General features: G+C 59.7%; 18 protein-coding genes. 8 read left to right on the forward strand and 10 right to left on the reverse strand.

Features of this window, described 5'->3' with window-relative positions:
- Positions 1–2: 2 nt before the first annotated feature.
- Positions 3–746, reverse strand: coding sequence for a 4'-phosphopantetheinyl transferase family protein (locus tag AC19YQ_RS02395; RefSeq protein WP_339473768.1), 744 nt, complete (start codon positions 744–746; stop codon positions 3–5).
- Positions 747–872: 126 nt separating this feature from the next.
- On the opposite strand from AC19YQ_RS02395, the gene AC19YQ_RS02400 reads away from it, so the two are divergent.
- From AC19YQ_RS02400 to AC19YQ_RS02410, 3 genes are all read left to right on the forward strand, one after another.
- Entirely contained in the window at positions 873–1,550 is a 678-nt protein-coding gene (locus AC19YQ_RS02400) for a response regulator (protein WP_019827760.1), read from the forward strand.
- A complete protein-coding gene (locus AC19YQ_RS02405; RefSeq protein WP_500594505.1) occupies positions 1,547–2,893 on the forward strand; it encodes an ATP-binding protein in 1,347 nt (448 codons plus the stop codon). The genes AC19YQ_RS02400 and AC19YQ_RS02405 overlap by 4 nt, the downstream gene beginning before the upstream one ends.
- 394 nt (positions 2,894–3,287) lie before the next feature.
- Positions 3,288–4,622, forward strand: a complete 1,335-nt coding sequence (locus tag AC19YQ_RS02410; protein ID WP_019827758.1) for a dicarboxylate/amino acid:cation symporter — start codon at positions 3,288–3,290, stop codon at positions 4,620–4,622.
- Between the two features lie 49 nt (positions 4,623–4,671).
- On the opposite strand, the gene AC19YQ_RS02415 is transcribed toward AC19YQ_RS02410, so the two are convergent.
- Entirely contained in the window at positions 4,672–5,166 is a 495-nt protein-coding gene (locus AC19YQ_RS02415; protein ID WP_339473772.1) for a SprT family zinc-dependent metalloprotease, read from the reverse strand.
- A gap of 175 nt (positions 5,167–5,341) precedes the next feature.
- The gene (locus tag AC19YQ_RS02420; protein ID WP_019827754.1) at positions 5,342–5,944 is read right to left on the reverse strand and encodes a Yip1 family protein; all 603 of its coding nucleotides are present in this window, start codon (positions 5,942–5,944) and stop codon (positions 5,342–5,344) included.
- 265 nt (positions 5,945–6,209) lie between these two features.
- On the opposite strand from AC19YQ_RS02420, the gene ttcA reads away from it, so the two are divergent.
- Entirely contained in the window at positions 6,210–7,034 is an 825-nt protein-coding gene (ttcA, locus tag AC19YQ_RS02425; RefSeq protein ID WP_133075766.1) for a tRNA 2-thiocytidine(32) synthetase TtcA, read from the forward strand.
- Positions 7,035–7,051: 17 nt separating this feature from the next.
- Entirely contained in the window at positions 7,052–7,723 is a 672-nt protein-coding gene (locus AC19YQ_RS02430; RefSeq protein ID WP_219260742.1) for a DNA-3-methyladenine glycosylase I, read from the forward strand.
- A 119-nt stretch (positions 7,724–7,842) separates the two neighbouring features.
- Here AC19YQ_RS02430 and AC19YQ_RS02435 read toward each other — a convergent pair whose 3' ends face one another.
- From AC19YQ_RS02435 to arsC, 3 genes are read right to left on the reverse strand one after another with little or no spacing between them, the layout of a single operon-like run.
- Positions 7,843–8,256 carry a DUF2069 domain-containing protein gene (locus AC19YQ_RS02435; RefSeq protein ID WP_500594506.1) on the reverse strand — a complete coding sequence of 138 codons (414 nt, stop codon included), beginning with the start codon at positions 8,254–8,256 and terminating at the stop codon, positions 7,843–7,845.
- Positions 8,249–8,854 (reverse strand): NAD(P)H:quinone oxidoreductase, encoded by a 606-nt coding sequence (gene wrbA, locus AC19YQ_RS02440; RefSeq protein WP_500594507.1) that lies wholly within the window; start codon positions 8,852–8,854, stop codon positions 8,249–8,251. Before wrbA ends, AC19YQ_RS02435 begins: the two co-directional genes overlap by 8 nt.
- Positions 8,851–9,204 carry an arsenate reductase (glutaredoxin) gene (gene arsC, locus AC19YQ_RS02445; RefSeq protein WP_133075762.1) on the reverse strand — a complete coding sequence of 118 codons (354 nt, stop codon included), beginning with the start codon at positions 9,202–9,204 and terminating at the stop codon, positions 8,851–8,853. Before arsC ends, wrbA begins: the two co-directional genes overlap by 4 nt.
- 126 nt (positions 9,205–9,330) lie before the next feature.
- Here arsC and AC19YQ_RS02450 point away from each other — a divergent pair, with 126 nt between their 5' ends.
- Entirely contained in the window at positions 9,331–9,795 is a 465-nt protein-coding gene (locus AC19YQ_RS02450) for a TlpA disulfide reductase family protein (RefSeq protein ID WP_133075761.1), read from the forward strand.
- Positions 9,796–9,885: 90 nt separating this feature from the next.
- Here AC19YQ_RS02450 and AC19YQ_RS02455 read toward each other — a convergent pair whose 3' ends face one another.
- The 4 genes from AC19YQ_RS02455 to AC19YQ_RS02470 all read right to left on the reverse strand — a co-directional run bounded on the left by AC19YQ_RS02455 (position 9,886) and on the right by AC19YQ_RS02470 (position 14,678).
- The gene (locus AC19YQ_RS02455) at positions 9,886–10,290 is read right to left on the reverse strand and encodes an META domain-containing protein (RefSeq protein ID WP_133075760.1); all 405 of its coding nucleotides are present in this window, start codon (positions 10,288–10,290) and stop codon (positions 9,886–9,888) included.
- Complete coding sequence (locus AC19YQ_RS02460) at positions 10,287–10,724, reverse strand: hypothetical protein (RefSeq protein ID WP_500594508.1); 438 nt, start codon at positions 10,722–10,724, stop codon at positions 10,287–10,289. The genes AC19YQ_RS02455 and AC19YQ_RS02460 overlap by 4 nt, the downstream gene beginning before the upstream one ends.
- Before the next feature lie 51 nt (positions 10,725–10,775).
- Positions 10,776–11,765, reverse strand: coding sequence for a 2-hydroxyacid dehydrogenase (locus tag AC19YQ_RS02465; protein ID WP_133075758.1), 990 nt, complete (start codon positions 11,763–11,765; stop codon positions 10,776–10,778).
- Positions 11,766–11,912: 147 nt separating this feature from the next.
- On the reverse strand, positions 11,913–14,678 hold the full coding sequence (locus AC19YQ_RS02470) for a response regulator (protein WP_500594509.1): 2,766 nt from the start codon (positions 14,676–14,678) through the stop codon (positions 11,913–11,915).
- 200 nt (positions 14,679–14,878) lie between these two features.
- Between AC19YQ_RS02470 and AC19YQ_RS02475 the strand changes: the two genes are divergently transcribed.
- Together AC19YQ_RS02475 and AC19YQ_RS02480 are read left to right on the forward strand one after the other, a co-directional pair.
- A complete protein-coding gene (locus tag AC19YQ_RS02475) occupies positions 14,879–15,607 on the forward strand; it encodes a response regulator transcription factor (protein ID WP_500594510.1) in 729 nt (242 codons plus the stop codon).
- Positions 15,597–16,949 carry a histidine kinase sensor domain-containing protein gene (locus AC19YQ_RS02480; RefSeq protein WP_500594511.1) on the forward strand — a complete coding sequence of 451 codons (1,353 nt, stop codon included), beginning with the start codon at positions 15,597–15,599 and terminating at the stop codon, positions 16,947–16,949. Before AC19YQ_RS02475 ends, AC19YQ_RS02480 begins: the two co-directional genes overlap by 11 nt.
- The last annotated feature ends 15 nt before the right edge of the window (positions 16,950–16,964 follow it).

Here is a 16,964-nt window from a genome sequence, read left to right on the forward strand (position 1 = left end):
AGTCAGGCGACAGGGGGCGTGCCCCCTCTGATGGCCACCACCGTCAGCAACTGCCCTTCAAACAGGCAAAATTGTGCGTCCAGCTCACGGCCCTGTTGCCATTCGGGTGACAAGTCGGTGAGCAGGCGCAGGCGCACCAGGCCCTCTGGTGTCCAATTCAGCACCTCAGCGTGTTCAAAGTAGAAGCGCTTTTGCACCAGCGGGTACAACGCCTTGAACAGGCTTTCCTTGACTGAAAACGTCAGCGTGATCAGCAGCGCAATCTGCTCTGCTGGCACGCTGGCCATGCGTAAAAGCTCATCGGGGGTAAGGATTTCCTTGGCCAGGCGCTGGGCGCGCTCGGTAGTGAGCAGTTTTTCCAGATCGATGCCCAGCCCCTGCCATTCACTTTTCAGGGCCACCAGTGCCCCGGCACGGCCATTGCTGTGGGTGATGGCGCCACTGATATGGGCCGGCCAAATGGGCGCGCGGTCTTCACCCATGCCGGGCGTGGCGCAGGTGCCATCCAGTTGCAACAGGGCTGCGCGGGCGCAAAGACGCCCGGCCAGAAATTCAGCTTGGCGTTTGGCCACTGAGCGTTGAATACTCGCAGGCATCTCAATGGCACTGCGGGCAAAATCGTCGTCTTCAAGCTGTGCAGGGATAAAGTCGGTGCTGAGCCACACACTGGCGGGCAGTATGTGCGGCAACGGCCAGTCAGCGCGCAGCGGCGTGCAGCAGGCAGGCAAGGCGGGGAGTCGGTTCATGGCAGGCATTGTGCGGGGCTTGGTACGGCTGTGCAATTGTTCAGAGTATGTTCAGGGCGCACGACATACTGTGTGTAGTCAGGGACACACGTCCTTCGAGACGCGGATTTTGCTTGGGAGAGCGCGATGAAATTGTTGGTGGTTGAAGATGAGGCGTTACTGCGCCATCACTTGCAAACCCGACTGAGCGAAAACGGCCATGTGGTCGAGGCCGTTGCCAATGCCGAAGAGGCGTTGTATCAGAGCGAACAGTTCAATCATGACTTGGCCATGATTGATCTGGGCTTGCCGGGAATGAGCGGGCTGGAGCTGATTCGCCAGTTGCGCGCACGGGGCAAGACGTTCCCGATCCTGATTCTGACGGCTCGCGGCAACTGGCAGGACAAGGTCGAAGGGCTGGCTGCCGGCGCCGACGATTATGTGGTCAAGCCGTTTCAGTTCGAAGAGCTGGAAGCACGGCTCAATGCTTTGCTGCGTCGCTCCTGTGGCTTTACCCAGTCGACTATCGTGGCAGGTGCGCTGGTGCTGGACATCAACCGCAAGCAGGCACTGCTCGATGATGAGCCGCTGGCGCTGACGGCCTATGAGTACCGCATTCTGGAGTACCTGATGCGCCATCACCAGCAAGTGGTGGCCAAGGACCGCTTGATGGAACAGTTGTACCCGGATGACGAGGAGCGTGATCCGAATGTGATCGAGGTGCTGGTAGGGCGCCTTCGTCGCAAGCTTGAGGGGGCAAATGGCTTTAAACCGATCGATACCGTACGTGGCCTGGGGTACCTGTTCACTGAGCGCTGTCGATGATTCGTTCGCTACGCGTTCGATTGATGTTGGCGGCCACGTTGTTGGCCGTGTTGTTTATGCTGGCGCTGTTACCGGCCATGCAGGGGGCGTTCAGTCTGGCCCTCAAGGACGCCATAGAGCAGCGTTTGGCGTCTGATGTCACCACGTTGATTTCGGCTGCCAAGGTCGAAAAAAACCATCTCAAAATGCCCGTCCTGTTACCGGATGAGCAGTTTGACCTGCCGGACAGTCGCGTTCTCGGCTATGTCTATGACCGCGAGGGGCACCTGGTGTGGCGCTCGCGGGCAACGCAAGAAGAAACCATCAACTACAAACCGCGCTATGACGGGCGAGGCAACGAATTTGCGAGCATTCGCGAAGACAATGGCGAAGAATTTTTTGTCTACGACGCCGAGGTGAAGTTACTCGGCGGCAAGAGTGCAGCCTTCAGCTTTGTTGCCTTGCAACCGATGCGTGAATACAACCTGACGTTGGCAGGCTTGCGCGAAAACCTTTATCTGGGGTTTGGCGCAGCATTGATTGTGCTGCTGGCATTGCTATGGATTGGTCTGACGTGGGGGTTACGCGCCTTGCGACGTTTGAGTCAGGAACTGGATGAAATTGAAACCGGCGAACGGGAAAGCCTCAGCGAGCAGCACCCTCGGGAGTTGCTGCGTCTGACCGGCTCGTTGAACCGTTTGCTGCAAAGCGAGCGCGAGCAGCGTACGCGTTATCGCGACTCGCTCGATGACCTGGCCCACAGCCTGAAAACCCCCTTGGCGGTATTGCAGGGTGTGAGTGAAAGCATGGCCCAGCGCCCTGCTGAGCGCGAGCAGGCCTGGGTGCTGCAAAGCCAGATCGAGCGCATGAACCAGCAAATTGGCTATCAGTTGCAGCGTGCCAGTTTGCGCAAAAGCGGCCTGGTCCGCCATCAGGTCGAACTGCTGCCGGTGGTGCGCAGCCTGTGTGACACGCTGGGCAAGGTGTATCGGGATAAAGGGGTGAAGGTCAGTTTCGACATTCCGGAGCTGAGCCATGTACCGATCGAGCAGAACGCCTTGCTGGAGTTGCTGGGCAATCTGCTGGAAAACGCCTACCGGCTGTGTCTGAGCCAGGTACGGATCAGCCTGCACCGCAATGTTCACGGTATTGAGGTCTGCGTTGAAGACGATGGCCCGGGGGTGCCGCCCGATCAACGCGCGCGGATCCTGCAACGCGGCGAGCGCCTGGACCGTCAACATGCGGGGCAGGGCATCGGGCTGGCTGTAGTCAAGGACATCATAGAAAGCTATGACGCCACCCTGACGCTCGAAGACTCGTCACTGGGCGGGGCGGCTTTCCGGATTCATTTTCCGACCGAGTGAAACCCATGTGGGTGCGAACTTGCTCGCGATGGCATCTCCACGGTCATTCAGACAAACCGGGTAGCCTGCATCGCGAGCAAGCCCGCTCCCACGAGATTTCGGATACAGACAATCAGGCGGATATCCGCCACCTCCTGCGCCTCAAGACGCCCAATGGGCGGAATCCCGCCAAGTCCTTTCCTTGAATATCAAACCGCAATTTCCTGCAGGGGCAGGTGCTATGGGCCTTTGAGGGGCTTTTGCCCAATGTGGCCCACGGCTTGCAATAAGTGCGAGAGGTCTGCCGGTAGAGCAGCTCCAACAACAAATCCCTCCAAGAAGGAGGGTTCGCGCTTTGGGTATCGCCAGTCTCAGACGGAATGATGACTGAGTGATGCACTTGAGGAACTTTGCAATGACGACTCGTCAGCCACTGTACAAATCCCTGTATGTGCAAGTGATCTTAGCGATCGCTATCGGCATCTTGCTGGGCCATTTCTACCCTGAAACCGGTGTTGCACTTAAACCGCTGGGTGATGGTTTTATCAAACTGATCAAAATGGTCATCGCGCCCATTATTTTCTGTACGGTGGTGAGCGGTATTGCCGGCATGCAAAGCATGAAGTCGGTCGGCAAGACCGGCGGCTATGCGTTGCTCTACTTTGAAGTGGTGTCGACCATTGCCCTGCTGATTGGCCTGATTGTGGTCAACGTGGTTCAGCCTGGCGCGGGCATGCACATTGACGTGTCGACCCTGGACGCCAGCAAAATTGCCGGTTACGTGTCGGCAGGCGCAGACCAGAGCATCGTAGGCTTTATCCTCAACGTGATCCCGTCGACCATTGTTGGCGCCTTCGCCAATGGCGACATCCTGCAAGTGCTGATGTTCTCGGTGATCTTCGGTTTCGCCCTGCATCGCCTGGGTGCCTACGGCAAGCCGGTACTGGACTTCATCGACCGCTTCGCCCACGTGATGTTCAATATCATCAACATGATCATGAAGCTGGCGCCAATCGGTGCGCTGGGTGCGATGGCCTTCACCATCGGCGCTTACGGCGTAGGCTCGCTGGTTCAGCTGGGTCAGTTGATGATCTGCTTCTACATCACTTGCGTGCTGTTCGTGCTGATCGTGCTGGGCGGTATTGCCCGCGCTCACGGTTTCAGCGTTCTGAAGCTGATCCGCTACATCCGTGAAGAGCTGCTGATCGTACTGGGTACGTCCTCGTCGGAATCGGCCCTGCCACGGATGCTGGTGAAAATGGAGCGTCTGGGCGCGCAGAAGTCCGTGGTAGGTCTGGTGATCCCGACCGGCTACTCGTTCAACCTCGACGGCACTTCGATCTACCTGACCATGGCGGCCGTGTTTATCGCTCAAGCGACAGACACTCATATGGACATCACGCACCAGATCACGCTGCTGCTGGTGCTGTTGCTGTCGTCCAAAGGTGCTGCAGGCGTGACCGGTAGTGGCTTTATCGTACTGGCGGCAACCCTGTCGGCTGTAGGTCACTTGCCGGTTGCTGGTCTGGCGCTGATCCTGGGCATCGACCGCTTCATGTCCGAAGCCCGTGCCTTGACCAACCTGATCGGTAACGCGGTGGCAACCCTGGTTGTGGCCAAGTGGGTGAAAGAGCTGGACACTGACAAGCTGCAGGCAGAGCTGAACTCTGGCGGTCGCCCGCTGGACGACACGCGTCCGCAAGACGACCTGGGTGTGGCTGAAGGCCCGGCCCCGGTGTTGCTCAAGTAAGCTTGAGTGAATAAAAAACCCATCTTCGGATGGGTTTTTTTATGCCTGCTTATTCGACCCGGGTTTGGCCGCTGAAGACCAGTGTCTGGCGGCAGCGTCTGCACAGGTAACCGCGCCCCTGGTTGACCAGGGCATGGCGCTGGGCCGAGAACGCAAAGTCGCTCTGTGGACAAGGGCAGCGGTAGATGTAGCGCGTGGCGCTGCGCCGCTTGATGGCGTAGGTATGGCAGCGATTGGGCGGCAGTTCGTACACCCCGCGCATGATTAATTGCCATTCTTCGCCATGGGGGGCGATGCGGTCGCCAAACAGTTGGTGGGCGATCAAGTGGGCGACTTCGTGGGGGACAGTTTGCTTGAGGAAATCTTCGCTGTTTTCGCGGTACAACTGTGGGTTGAAGCGCAGCAGGTTTTCGTGCAGATGGGCGACACCGGCTTTTTGTCCGCGCAGCTTGAAGCTGACGACGGGGCGTTTAAAAGGGCGTTTGAAAAATACTTCGGCCTGTTGGAAACAGTCTTCGACGCGGGTATTGAGTGACTCGGGCATGCGGTTCGGTTCTCCAGAGCAGGCGATTATGCCGCAAGCGGTGGGGGTTCCGAAGTGTCGAGGCGCCGAGTGGTCATGCGGCAAACGGTGTAGTCGCTGCCGCAGGCTGCGATGGGTTGCGTAGCGACCCGTTCTTTAAGGTCCTGCGGCCCTTATCGCAGCCTGCGTGCGCCATCTAGTTGGTGTAGACCGGCCCTACGCCCAGCCCCCAGACAATCACGGTAAACGCCATGATCGCCACCAGTACCACCAGGCCGACCGCCAGTACCGAACTTGAAAACAGAAAGCCTTCGTCGGGGTCAATGTTCATGAAGGTCGGCAGGCCCACGTAGAGTAAATACACGGTGTAGCAAATGGCTGCAGTGCCCACCATCATGCCCAGCCACATGTGCGGATAAAGTGCCGCCAGCCCCCCGATAAACAACGGTGTCGCCGTGTAGGTGGCAAAGGCCACGCAGCGCGGCAGGCTGGGTTGTGCATCGTAAGTGCGGGCCATCCAGTGAACAAACGCGCCCATCACACCCACGCCCGCAAGCATTGCGACGTAGGACATCAGGGTCATCCACAACGCGCTGTCCAGGGTCAGCATCACCGGCGCGCGAGCACCGATAACCCAGCCCACCTGAGTGGTACCAATAAATGCGGAAATGGCCGGGATCGCAGCCAGAATCAATGTGTGAGTGAGGTACATATGGCCGATGCTTTCTTCTGCATCGCCACGGATTTCGCGCCACTCTTTATCGGGGTGGGTGAAAAGGCCCACAACGTGATGGATCATGGCTTTCGCTCCTGTATGAGACGCATCGCCCCCAGCGGGACGCGTGCCGGTCGCGCAGCCAATACGTATCTAAGCGGTGGGAGTGCGGCCTTAAGCACCAGTATAGGGAACCTGTCGTCCCACAGAACCGGCCCTTTAGAGCATATTGTGCTGTCAGACTCAGGCTTATCGCATTGGAGTCTTTAGGCGGGCAAAGGGGTTCGTCGGCCGGGTTTTTTTGGGTAAAATCCCCGGTTTTGGTCTCGACTCGCGGAATCGAAGCGCTATGAGCACTCTTTCGGTCTTTCAAAACAAACTCCAGAAACGTCTGCGTCGATTGACCGGTGAGGCTGTAGCCGACTTCAACATGATTGAGCACGGTGACAAGGTGATGGTCTGTCTCTCTGGGGGCAAAGACAGTTACACGCTGCTCGATGTGCTGCTGCACCTGCAAAAAGTCGCGCCCATCCAGTTCCAGATCGTGGCCGTGAACATGGACCAAAAGCAGCCCGGTTTCCCCGAAGACGTGCTTCCGGCCTATCTCAAGTCCCTGGGCGTGGAGTACCACATTGTTGAAAAAGACACGTACTCGCTGGTCAAGGAACTGATCCCCGAAGGCAAGACCACCTGTTCGCTGTGCTCGCGCTTGCGCCGTGGCACTCTGTACACCTTTGCCGATCAAATCGGTGCGACCAAGATGGCCTTGGGGCATCATCGTGATGACATCGTTGAAACCTTTTTCCTGAACATGTTCTTCAACGGCACCCTGAAGGCGATGCCGCCCAAGCTGCGCTCCGATGACGGGCGTAACGTGGTGATCCGGCCCCTGGCGTACTGCAACGAGAAGGACATCCAGGCCTACTCAGACTGGCAGAAGTTCCCGATCATTCCTTGTAACCTGTGCGGTTCCCAGGAAAACCTGCAACGCCAGGTCGTCAAGGACATGCTCCAGGAGTGGGACCGCAAGACGCCGGGGCGCACCGAGAGTATCTTTCGCAGCTTGCAGAACGTGAACCTGTCGCAGTTGGCAGATCGTAATCTCTTTGATTTCGCGAGTCTGAAGATCGACGACACGGCCGCGTCGCGATTCGTTAACCTGCTAAACCTGTAATTTGCCGAGGAGAGGGCATGCGCGACTACAAATGGCTGCACGAATATTGTTTGAACCGTTTTGGTTCGTCAGCCGCACTGGAAGCCCAATTGCCCGTTCCGAGAACCCCGGAACAATTGCGCCAGATCAGCGATGATCGCTACCTGTCGACCCTGGCCCTGCGGGTTTTTCGTGCCGGGCTCAAGCACAGTGTGGTGGATGCCAAGTGGCCGGTGTTTGAAGAAGTGTTCTTTGGTTTTGACCCGGAAAAAGTGGTGCTGATGGGCGCCGAACATCTGGAGCGGTTGATGCAGGATGCGCGGATCATTCGCCATCTGGGCAAGCTTAAAAGTGTGCCGCGCAATGCGCAGATGGTGCTCGATATCGCACACGAACACGGCAGTTTTGGCGCGTTTATCGCCCAGTGGCCAGTGACCGATATCGTCGGGTTGTGGAAATACCTGGCCAAGCATGGGCATCAGTTGGGCGGTTTGTCGGCTCCACGCTTCTTGCGCATGGTTGGCAAGGACACCTTTGTGCCCAGCTATGACGTGGTGGCTGCGCTGAACGCGCAGAAGCTGGTGGACAAGGCGCCTACCAGCCTGCGGGACCTGGCGATTGTGCAAAATGCATTCAACCAGTGGCATGCCGAAAGTGGCCGGCCGATGTGCCAACTGTCTCAGATGCTGGCGTTTACGGTGAATCATTAAGCAGGTTTTGCGAGCGGCATAAAACCTCTGGGAGCGAGGCTTGCCCGCGATGGCAGCGCCTCGATTTGCCTGACAAGCCGAGTCGACTGCATCGCGAGCAAGCCCGCTCCCACACGCTCTTACGCGCCTTCACCACTCAGTCGCCGGTCCAGCTGGTAACGCCAGCGCACAAACAGCATCGCGCTGATGAACACGGCCACACTGGCGGCAATTTCTAGCAGGCCGAACACCTGGCGATTCGGATCGAACGCCGCCAACGCCCCCTTGATCAGGTACAGGTTGACCACGTAGCAGGTGAACGAATGCCCGCGCGGGCTGCCTTTGAGCATGCCCGGTACCAGAAACATCAGTGGCACCAACTCGATCAGCAGAATCACCCACGGACGCGCGCCATGCAGGTCAGCGAAGATCAGGTAATAAGCGCAGAGCAAGCCGATCAGGCCAAAGAAACACACCAGGCTCAAGACGCGCATCAGCCGCACTCGCGGCTCCAGCCACTCGACGGGCGGCAGCACTTTTGGCTTTTTAGCCACGGGTGGTCTCCAGTTTCAAGGCGATAGTGGCCAAGCGCTGACCCAGGGCACGGCACAGGGTGATTTCGTGTTCATCCAGCCCGCGCTTGCCGTCGGCGCCCGCATGGTGACTCGGGCCATAGGGCGTGCCGCCAGCCGTGGTGTGCAGCAAAGACGACTCGCTGTAGGGCAGGCCGGTGACCAGCATGCCGTGATGCATCAGCGGCAGGAGCATCGACAGCAGGGTGCTTTCCTGGCCACCGTGCAGGCTGGCGGTGGAGGTGAACACGCCCGCCGGCTTGCCGACCAGTGCGCCGGTCAGCCACAGGTTGCTGGTGCCATCCAGAAAGTATTTCAGCGGTGCAGCCATGTTGCCGAAACGGGTCGGGCTACCCAGGGCCAGTCCCGAGCAGTTTTTCAGGTCGTCGAGGCTGGCGTACAGGGCGCCTTCTTCCGGAATGCCCGGGGCCACGGCTTCACATTCGGTGGAGATGGCGGGTACGGTGCGCAAGCGCGCCTCAAGGCCGCCTTGTTCGATACCGCGGGCGATTTGCCGGGCCATTTCGCCGGTCGAACCATTGCGGCTGTAATACAGAACCAGAATATAAGACGCGCTCACGGCAGGATCTCCAGGACTTTTTCAGGAGGGCGGCCAATGACGGCCTTGTCGCCCACGACCAGGACCGGCCGTTCGATCAGCTTGGGATGGGCAGCCATCGCGTCGATCAACTGTGCCTCGCTGAGGCTGGCATCTGCCAGGTTGAGGGCCTTGTACTCGTCTTCGCCGCTGCGCAACAGTTGGCGTGCGCCGATGTTCAGCTTGGCCAACAGGTCGCGAAGTTGGGAGGCGTCCAGTGGCGTGTCGAGGTAGCGCACCACGGTGGGCGTCAGGCCTCGGGCTTCGAGGAGTTCGAGCGCACCGCGGGATTTCGAGCAGCGCGGGTTGTGATAAAGCGTCAGATCGGTCATGTGCGGGTCGCATCTTGCGTAAGGTGGCGGCTATTCTACCCGCCTGACGGGCGCGCCTGAACCGTATGCGGTAAATGGCCGCTCGCTGATGGCTTTTAGTATGTATTTAGCGAGAAGGATCAACACATGTTAAAGCGACTCATGGCAGTAGCTGCCGTCACGGCCACGTTATTGTTGGCCGGCTGCGGAAATGATTATGGGGTCGATCAGCACGGACAGAAGATCGCGTCGGAGCGTCTGGACAAACAATGGAAGGTCATCAACTACTGGGCTGAATGGTGCGGACCCTGCCGGATCGAGATTCCTGAGCTCAACACCCTGGAAAAACAGCTGCAGGGGCAATCCGTGGGGGTGTTCGGGGTCAACTTCGATGGTTTGCAGGGCAAGGAGCTGAGCGAAGCGAGTACCGCGCTGGGTATTACGTTTACCGTGCTGGCTCAGGATCCGGCAGAAGTGTTCGATCTGCCCCGCAGCGAGGCATTGCCGGTGACGTACATCATCGATGACAAGGGCAAGGTGCGTGCGACATTGATGGGCGAGCAGACGGCGGCCGGTGTGCTGGCCAAGATCAAGGAACTCAAGGGGGCTTGAGTCAAGGCCATCGTGAGCAAGCCCGCTCCCACAGGCAGGGTACAAATGCTGTGGGAGCGGGCTTGCTCGCGATTCAGGTGCCGCAGTTTTTCAGCCTTCTTCAGGCCACAACCGCAACGGTTTGCCTTCAGCTGGCCAGAACCGCACCTGTTCAATCGGCGAGATGTCCCAGCTCTGTACGGTTTGCAGGGCCTCGAAGAATCGCTGCTCCTGCTCCATCAGTGCCGGGGCACAGGCTTTGCGGGTGCTGCCCACGCCACCAAAGGTCAGCGTGTTGCCGTCCAGGGTGTAAGGCGCGAACCAATGATTGCAACCGCCACTGCCATAGGCCCGGCCAGCATCGTCCAGGGTTACGGTCAGGTGGCTGTTGTCGATCAACGGTCGTTCGCCGATCCACTCCAGTACGTAGGTGTGGTTCTGCTGCAACTTGACCGGATCACCTGCGCAGCCGACCAGGCTTGCGCCCAGCAATGCCAGCAGGGCCAGGTGTTTCATGGCGCAGCCTTTTGGCATTCCGGGCACACGTGCTTGCTGCCTTCAGTGCTCCAGCCAAGCTCCGCAATACGCGCCGAGGCAGCAGGTTTTTGCGCCTTGGTGCCGAGTTTGGCGTCGACTGCGAACTCGAACTTCAACTCTTTGGCGCACGTGTCGCAGTTGACCTGCCATTCATGAATCGCCAATTCGCCGAAAACCGGCCCTTTGGTGACGGCAACCCACTGGCCGCGGGGGTTGATCAGATGACGGACCTTGTCGACGGACAGGCGCATGGACAGGCTCTTGCTGCCCTTGAGGGACACAATCAGCACGTCGCCGGCTTGAATCGAGCCACCGTTGCCGGTGACTTGATACAGGCCTGGCGCCAGGGCGCGGCATTCAATCAGGGTGTGCTGCGGGTTAAGCAGGCTGTAGCGAAAATCGTGTTCGACCATGGGTCCTCCAAATAAGTCGCTATGCTAGCACGCAGGCATCAAAGCCCAAGATCAACCTTCAATCAGGTTGTGCGGTGCACCGTTTTTCCAGGCCGCGATATTGCTCAATGTCGTGGAAGCGATCGCACTCAGGGCTTCACGGGTCAGAAACGCCTGGTGGGCGGTGATGATCACATTGGGAAAGGTCAGCAGCCGCGCCAGCACGTCATCCTGAAGGGGCAGGTCGGAGCGGTCTTCGAAGAACAGCTGGGCCTCTTCTTCATAAACATCCAGCCCTAAATAGCCCAGTTGGCCATTTTTCAGCGCTTCGATCAGTGCCGGAGTATCGACCAGTGCGCCGCGCCCGGTGTTGATCAGCATGGCGCCGTGTTTGAGGGTCGCCAGGCTGGCGCTGTTGATCAGGTGCTTGTTGTCCGAGGTCAGCGGGCAGTGCAGGGAGATGATGTGCGAGCCGGCCAGCAGCTCGGGGAGGCTTACATACTGCGCGCCCAGGGCCAGCAGCTCGGCGTTTGGGTACGGGTCGAAGCACAGCAGCTTGCAGCCGAAACCGGCCATGATTTTGCCGAACGTGGCGCCGATCTGACCGGTGCCCACCACGCCGACGGTTTTTCCTACCAGATCAAAACCGGTCAGCCCGTGCAGGGTGAAGTCGCCTTCGCGGGTGCGGTTGTAGGCGCGGTGCAAACGCCGGTTGAGCGCCAGAATCAAGGCCACGGCATGTTCGGCGACGGCATGGGGGGAGTACGCAGGCACGCGCACCACGCTCAAGCCCAGGCGTTTGGCGGCTGGCAGGTCCACATGGTTGTAACCGGCCGAACGCAGGGCAATAAGCCGCGTGCGGCCGGCGGCCAGTTGCTCCAGGACCGGGGCGCTCAGGTCGTCATTGATAAACGGGCAGACCACTTCGTAGTCATGGGCCAGCGCTGCAGTGTCCAGGGTCAGGCGCGCTGGCTGGAAGTGCAGCTCGTTGCCGTCAGGTTGTTCGGCTGCGGTGAAACTGTCGCGGTCGTAGGTCTGGCTGCTGAAAAGAATCGTGCGCATGGGTCTTCCTTGGTGGGTGAGCCTGAACTGTGTAGTCGCTGACGAGGTACGAGGCTGCGATAAGGACCGCAGGGCCTTCAAAAGCCGGGGCCGCTTCGCAGCCCATCGCAGCCTCGTACCTCGTCAGCGGCTACAGTTTTCTTGGCGTTATGCAGCACTGCGTGCTTCTTTGGCCAGGCGGACAATGGCCCGGTCCAGTTCGTCGAGCGCTGCGTCGGCGTTGGGGCTTGTTTGCTTGAGCAGGGTTTCGCTGCGCTGGCAGGCGGCACGCAATTGCGGAACGCCGCAGTAACGCGTGGCCCCGTGCAAACGGTGGACTCGTTCGATCAACCCGTTGTTGTCCTTGGCGTTGCGCGCCTGCTGGATGGCTTCGCGATCAGACTCCAGCGAGGCCAGCAGCATGGCCAGCATGTCGACGGCCAGGTCAGCCTTGCCCGCCGCCAGACGCAGGCCTTCCTCATGGTCGAGTACGGGTAATTGTGCGTTTTGCCGAACGGGTTCGTGGTGGTTGTCACTGATTTGATTGCGCAAGGCCAGCCCCGTCCACTTCAACACCACCTGCGCCAATTGACGCTCGCTGATCGGCTTGGTGAGGTAGTCGTCCATCCCGCTCTGTAGCAGGGCGCGTTTTTCGTTGGCCATTGCGTGGGCTGTGAGCGCCACAATCGGCAGCGCAGTGCAGTGGCGCTCGCTTTCCCACTGGCGCAGCACTTCGGTGGTTTCGCGCCCGTCCATGCCGGGCATCTGTACATCCATCAGCACCAGATCAAAGTCTTCGGTCTTGACCGCTTCAATAGCGGCATAGCCGCTGTCCACGGCTGTCACTTTGGCGCCCATGCCCTCCAGCAGGGTTTGCACCAGCAGCAGATTGGCCGGGTTGTCATCGACACACAGCAGTCGCGGTGCGCGGCTGGCCAGCGGCTCTCCGGGTTCGGCACGGGTTTGCCGCGGGCTGATCAGGTCAGCCAGGGCCCGGCGCAATTTACGGGTACAGGCAGGTTTGGCCTGCAACTGGCCGTGGGGGTTGGCCACCACGGTATTGAACAGCCCCTGCTCGGTGGTCGGGCACAGTACCAAGACCTTGCAGCCCATGTGCTCAAGGTCCCAGATGTGCTGGTTGAGGCGCTCGGGTGGCGTGTCGTTGGCCGTGACCCCGAGGACTGCCAGATCTATGGCCTGAGAGGTCTGATGGGCGCCGGTCACGCAGTTGGTGAGATTCTCAAGGGTGGTACACGGCGTGACATCCAGCCCGCAGTCTTCCAGCTGATGGTGCAGGGCCTGGCGGGCCAGGTCGTGTTTTTCCAGAATCGCTACGCGACGGCCCAGCAAAGGGGCGCAGGGCAGGTCCTCGACGTCATCGCGGGCTTTGGGCAGTTTGACACTGATCCAGAACACCGAGCCTTCGCCGGGGGTGCTTTCTACACCGATTTCGCCGCCCATCTGTTCCACCAGCCGTTTGGAAATCACCAGCCCCAGTCCGGTGCCCCCGGGTTGGCGTGACAACGAGTTGTCCGCCTGGCTGAAGGCCTGAAACAGGGCCCGGATATCCTGGGACGTCAGGCCGATGCCGGTGTCCTGCACGCTGATGCGCAGTTGTACGCTGCCATCGGTTTCGTTTTCATCCTGGTCTTCCAGCATGGCGCGCACGGCAATGGTGCCTTCGCGGGTGAACTTGATGGCGTTGTTGACCAGGTTGGTGAGGATTTGCTTGAGTCGCAGCGGGTCCCCAACCAGTGACAGCGGTGTGTCGCGGTACACCAGGCTGACCAGCTCCAGCCCTTTGTCATGGGCCGAAGGCCCGAGGATGGTCAGGGTGTCCTGCAACAGATCGCGCAGATTGAACGGGATATTGTCGAGCACCAGCTTGCCGGCCTCGATTTTCGAAAAGTCGAGAATCTCGTTGATGATGCCGAGCAGGTTGTCGGCCGATTTTTCGATGGTGTTCAGGTAGTCGAACTGGCGTGGGGTCAGCTCGCTTTTCTGAAGCAAGTGGGTAAAGCCGAGAATGCCATTGAGCGGGGTGCGGATTTCGTGGCTCATGTTGGCCAGAAACTCTGACTTTATCCGGCTGGCTTCCAGGGCTTCCTTGCGGGCCAGGTCGAGTTCCAGGTTCTGAATCTCAATGGTTTCGAGGTTTTGGCGCACATCTTCAGTGGCTTGATCGACGCTGTGTTGCAGCTCTTCCTGGGCATTGTGCAGGGTTTCGGCCATGCGATTGATGCCCGAGGCCAGTTCGTCCAGTTCGTGGCTGCCCAATGGCGGCAAGCGGGTTTCCAGATGTCCGTCCTTGAGTTGCGCCACGGCCTGCTTGATTTGGCCCAGTGGGGCATTGATCGTACGGCTCATGCGCAGCGCCAGCAGGGTGGTCAGCACCAGACCGGTAACAATCAGCAGCAAGCTGGCAAACAGGTTGCGGTAGCTGCGCAGCAGCATGCCGTTGTGGGAGAGCTCAAGCTCGACCCAGCCCAGCAGGCGGTGGGCCTCGTTGGGAATCACATCACCGGCCAGATTGCGATGGCGGCCAAACACCGGCAGTAAATAACGGGTGGCATCGTTGTCAGTTCGTTGTTGCAGCTGGGTGCTGCTGCCCAGGGGAGCCTGGTTGAGCATGATCGGCCCGGCGTGGGCGAGGGGTTCGTGGTTGGCGTTGAGGAACGCTACGGCCCGCACATCCTGTTGCTCAAGGGATTCGGTGGCGATCCGCGCCAGCAGCGCGGTGTCATGGCGGCCCATTGCGGGGGCCACCAGCGGGGCGAGTTGTTCGGCGATCATTTCTCCGCGCTGCAATAGCTGCGATTGCAGCTCGGACTGTTGCAGCCAGGTGAAGTAGCCACCCAGTACGGTTGCCATCAAGCTGACGGGCAACAGCGTAAGCAGCAATACGCGGCCTTTGATACCGAGGTTTTTAAGCACGCAACTCTCCAGCCCTGCATTTTTAAGAGTGACCCGCGCATCCCGCCCAGGCCAGAACGCAGTGTAGCCACATGGTGCCTGGCAAATCTTTGAAAATTTGCCATCAATTTCCGATTATCGGCGCCGCTAAAGCCCATGCCGGTTGCCCGTAGTGGCTCAATCTTGAATAATCAATGATTGAGAATTACTTGCAGACGCTAATGAATCCCGTAGCTGTTAGCCCTTCACGCCTTCTGACCATTGAAGATGACCCCGTCCTGGGTGCCTACCTGCACGAGCAGTTAGAGCGCTGCGGGTTTGACGTGATCTGGTGTCAGAACGGCCAGGAGGGTTTGGCCCGTGCCCGGCAAGAGCACTTTGATGTTGTCTTGATGGATATCTTGTTACCCGGCATGAATGGTTTGCAGGTGCTCACGCAATTGCGCCAGACCCACGCCTTGCCGGTGATCCTGATGTCCGCACTGGGCGCCGAGGCTGACCGAATCAGCGGGTTCCAGCTGGGGGCCGATGATTACTTGCCCAAGCCATTCAGCATGGCCGAGCTGCGGGTGCGGATCCAGGCCATCCTGCGCCGCGTGGCCCTGGACCGCATGCCGGATGCCCGCCTGGCGCAGGACCCCGCACCTGCCGAGAGCGGGTTGCTGTTCGACGAAGACACGTGTGACGTGCGTCATGGCGAACAATGGGCGGGGTTGACCCGCAGCGAGTTCCGTTTGCTCGATACCCTGCAGCGCAATGCCGATGAGGTGTTGAGCAAGGCCTTTCTCTATCAGCAGGTGCTGCAACGGGGCTATGCGGCCCATGACAGAAGCCTGGACATGCATATCAGCCAGATCCGGCGAAAACTCAAAACGGTCGGCTACCACCAGCGCGAAGTGCGCACGGTGTGGGGCAAGGGTTATGTCTTGAGCGCCAGCGATGCCCTGTAAAGTGCCCGGCAAGAACTCTGTCTTCTGGAAGCTGGCCTGTTTGCTGGTGGTGTTCTGTTTACTGATGATCTGGCTCAGTTGGTCCTGGGGCCGCTACATGGACAAACGCACCGGTTTTCTCTCCGAGCAGGCCCACGGGACGCTGGTGCGCTACGCCGGTGAGGCCGAGCGCGCCTGGGAGACCGGGCAGCAAACGGCTGTCGACCAATGGCTGCAAGCAATGGGCAGCAGGGAGCCCGGCTGGGTCGGGGTGATCGGGCAGGATTTACAATCACTGAGCAGCTATCCGCTGAACGATCGCGAGACTGAGCGACTGACCTTTCTGCGTGGCCTGGACTGGCCCATTAGCCATATCAAGACGGCGCGACCGTGGATCAAGGTGCCATTTCCCAAGGATCCTGCTGCGGGCAGCCTGGTGATCGAACTGCCGCAACGTTTTATGCCGGGGCGCTCGCAGGTGATCTGGCGCATTGTCACCAATGGCGTAATTCCGGGTTTGCTGACCTTGCTGTTGTGCGTGGGCCTTTACCGCGTGCTGATCGTGCCGTTGAATCATTTGCGCGAGCAGGCCAACGCCTGGCGTGCCGATCAACTGGGTGCCCGCCTGTCGAGACAGACTACCGGCCGTCAGGACGAACTGGGTGAACTGGCCCGGGCCTTCGACCAAATGTCCGAGCGCCTGCAAAGCACGGTCTTGCAACAACAGCAATTGCTCCGTGACTTGTCCCATGAACTGCGCACTCCCTTGAGCCGCCTGCGGGTGGCGTGCGACAGCGAACAGGGGGTCGAGGCCTTGCGCGAACGCTTGAGCCGGGAAGTGGATGGCATGCAGCGGCTGGTCGAGGACACCCTGCAGCTGGCCTGGCTGGATGCCGAGCGCTGGCCGTTGCCGGTGGAAGACATCCAGGTACAGGCGTTGTGGGAGATGCTCACCGAAAACGCCCGCTTTGAAAGCGGCTGGCCGCAATCACGGTTGCCTTGCCTGGTGGATGAGCATTGCTGGGTGCGCGGGCACCTCAATAGCCTGGCCCAGGCGCTGGAGAACATTCTGCGTAATGCCATTCGCCACTCGCCGCCCGATGGCGTTGTCAGCCTGAGCGGGCACCGTGAAGGCGACGAATGGCATCTATGGCTCGACGACCAGGGTGGGGGTGTGGCGCCTGAAGAGCTTGAACGGATTTTCGCGCCTTTTACCCGGCTGGACGGTTCAAGGCCTGGCGACGGGGGCTTCGGTCTGGGCCTGAGCATTGCGCGCAATGCCCTGCGGTTACAGGGCGGCAGCTTGTGGGCCGAGAACCACGGGGGTGGATTGCGGGTGCATATCCGCTTACCAGCCAAATAGACTGCGCAACCGGAC

This window comes from Pseudomonas sp. MF06569 (genome assembly GCF_059862735.1).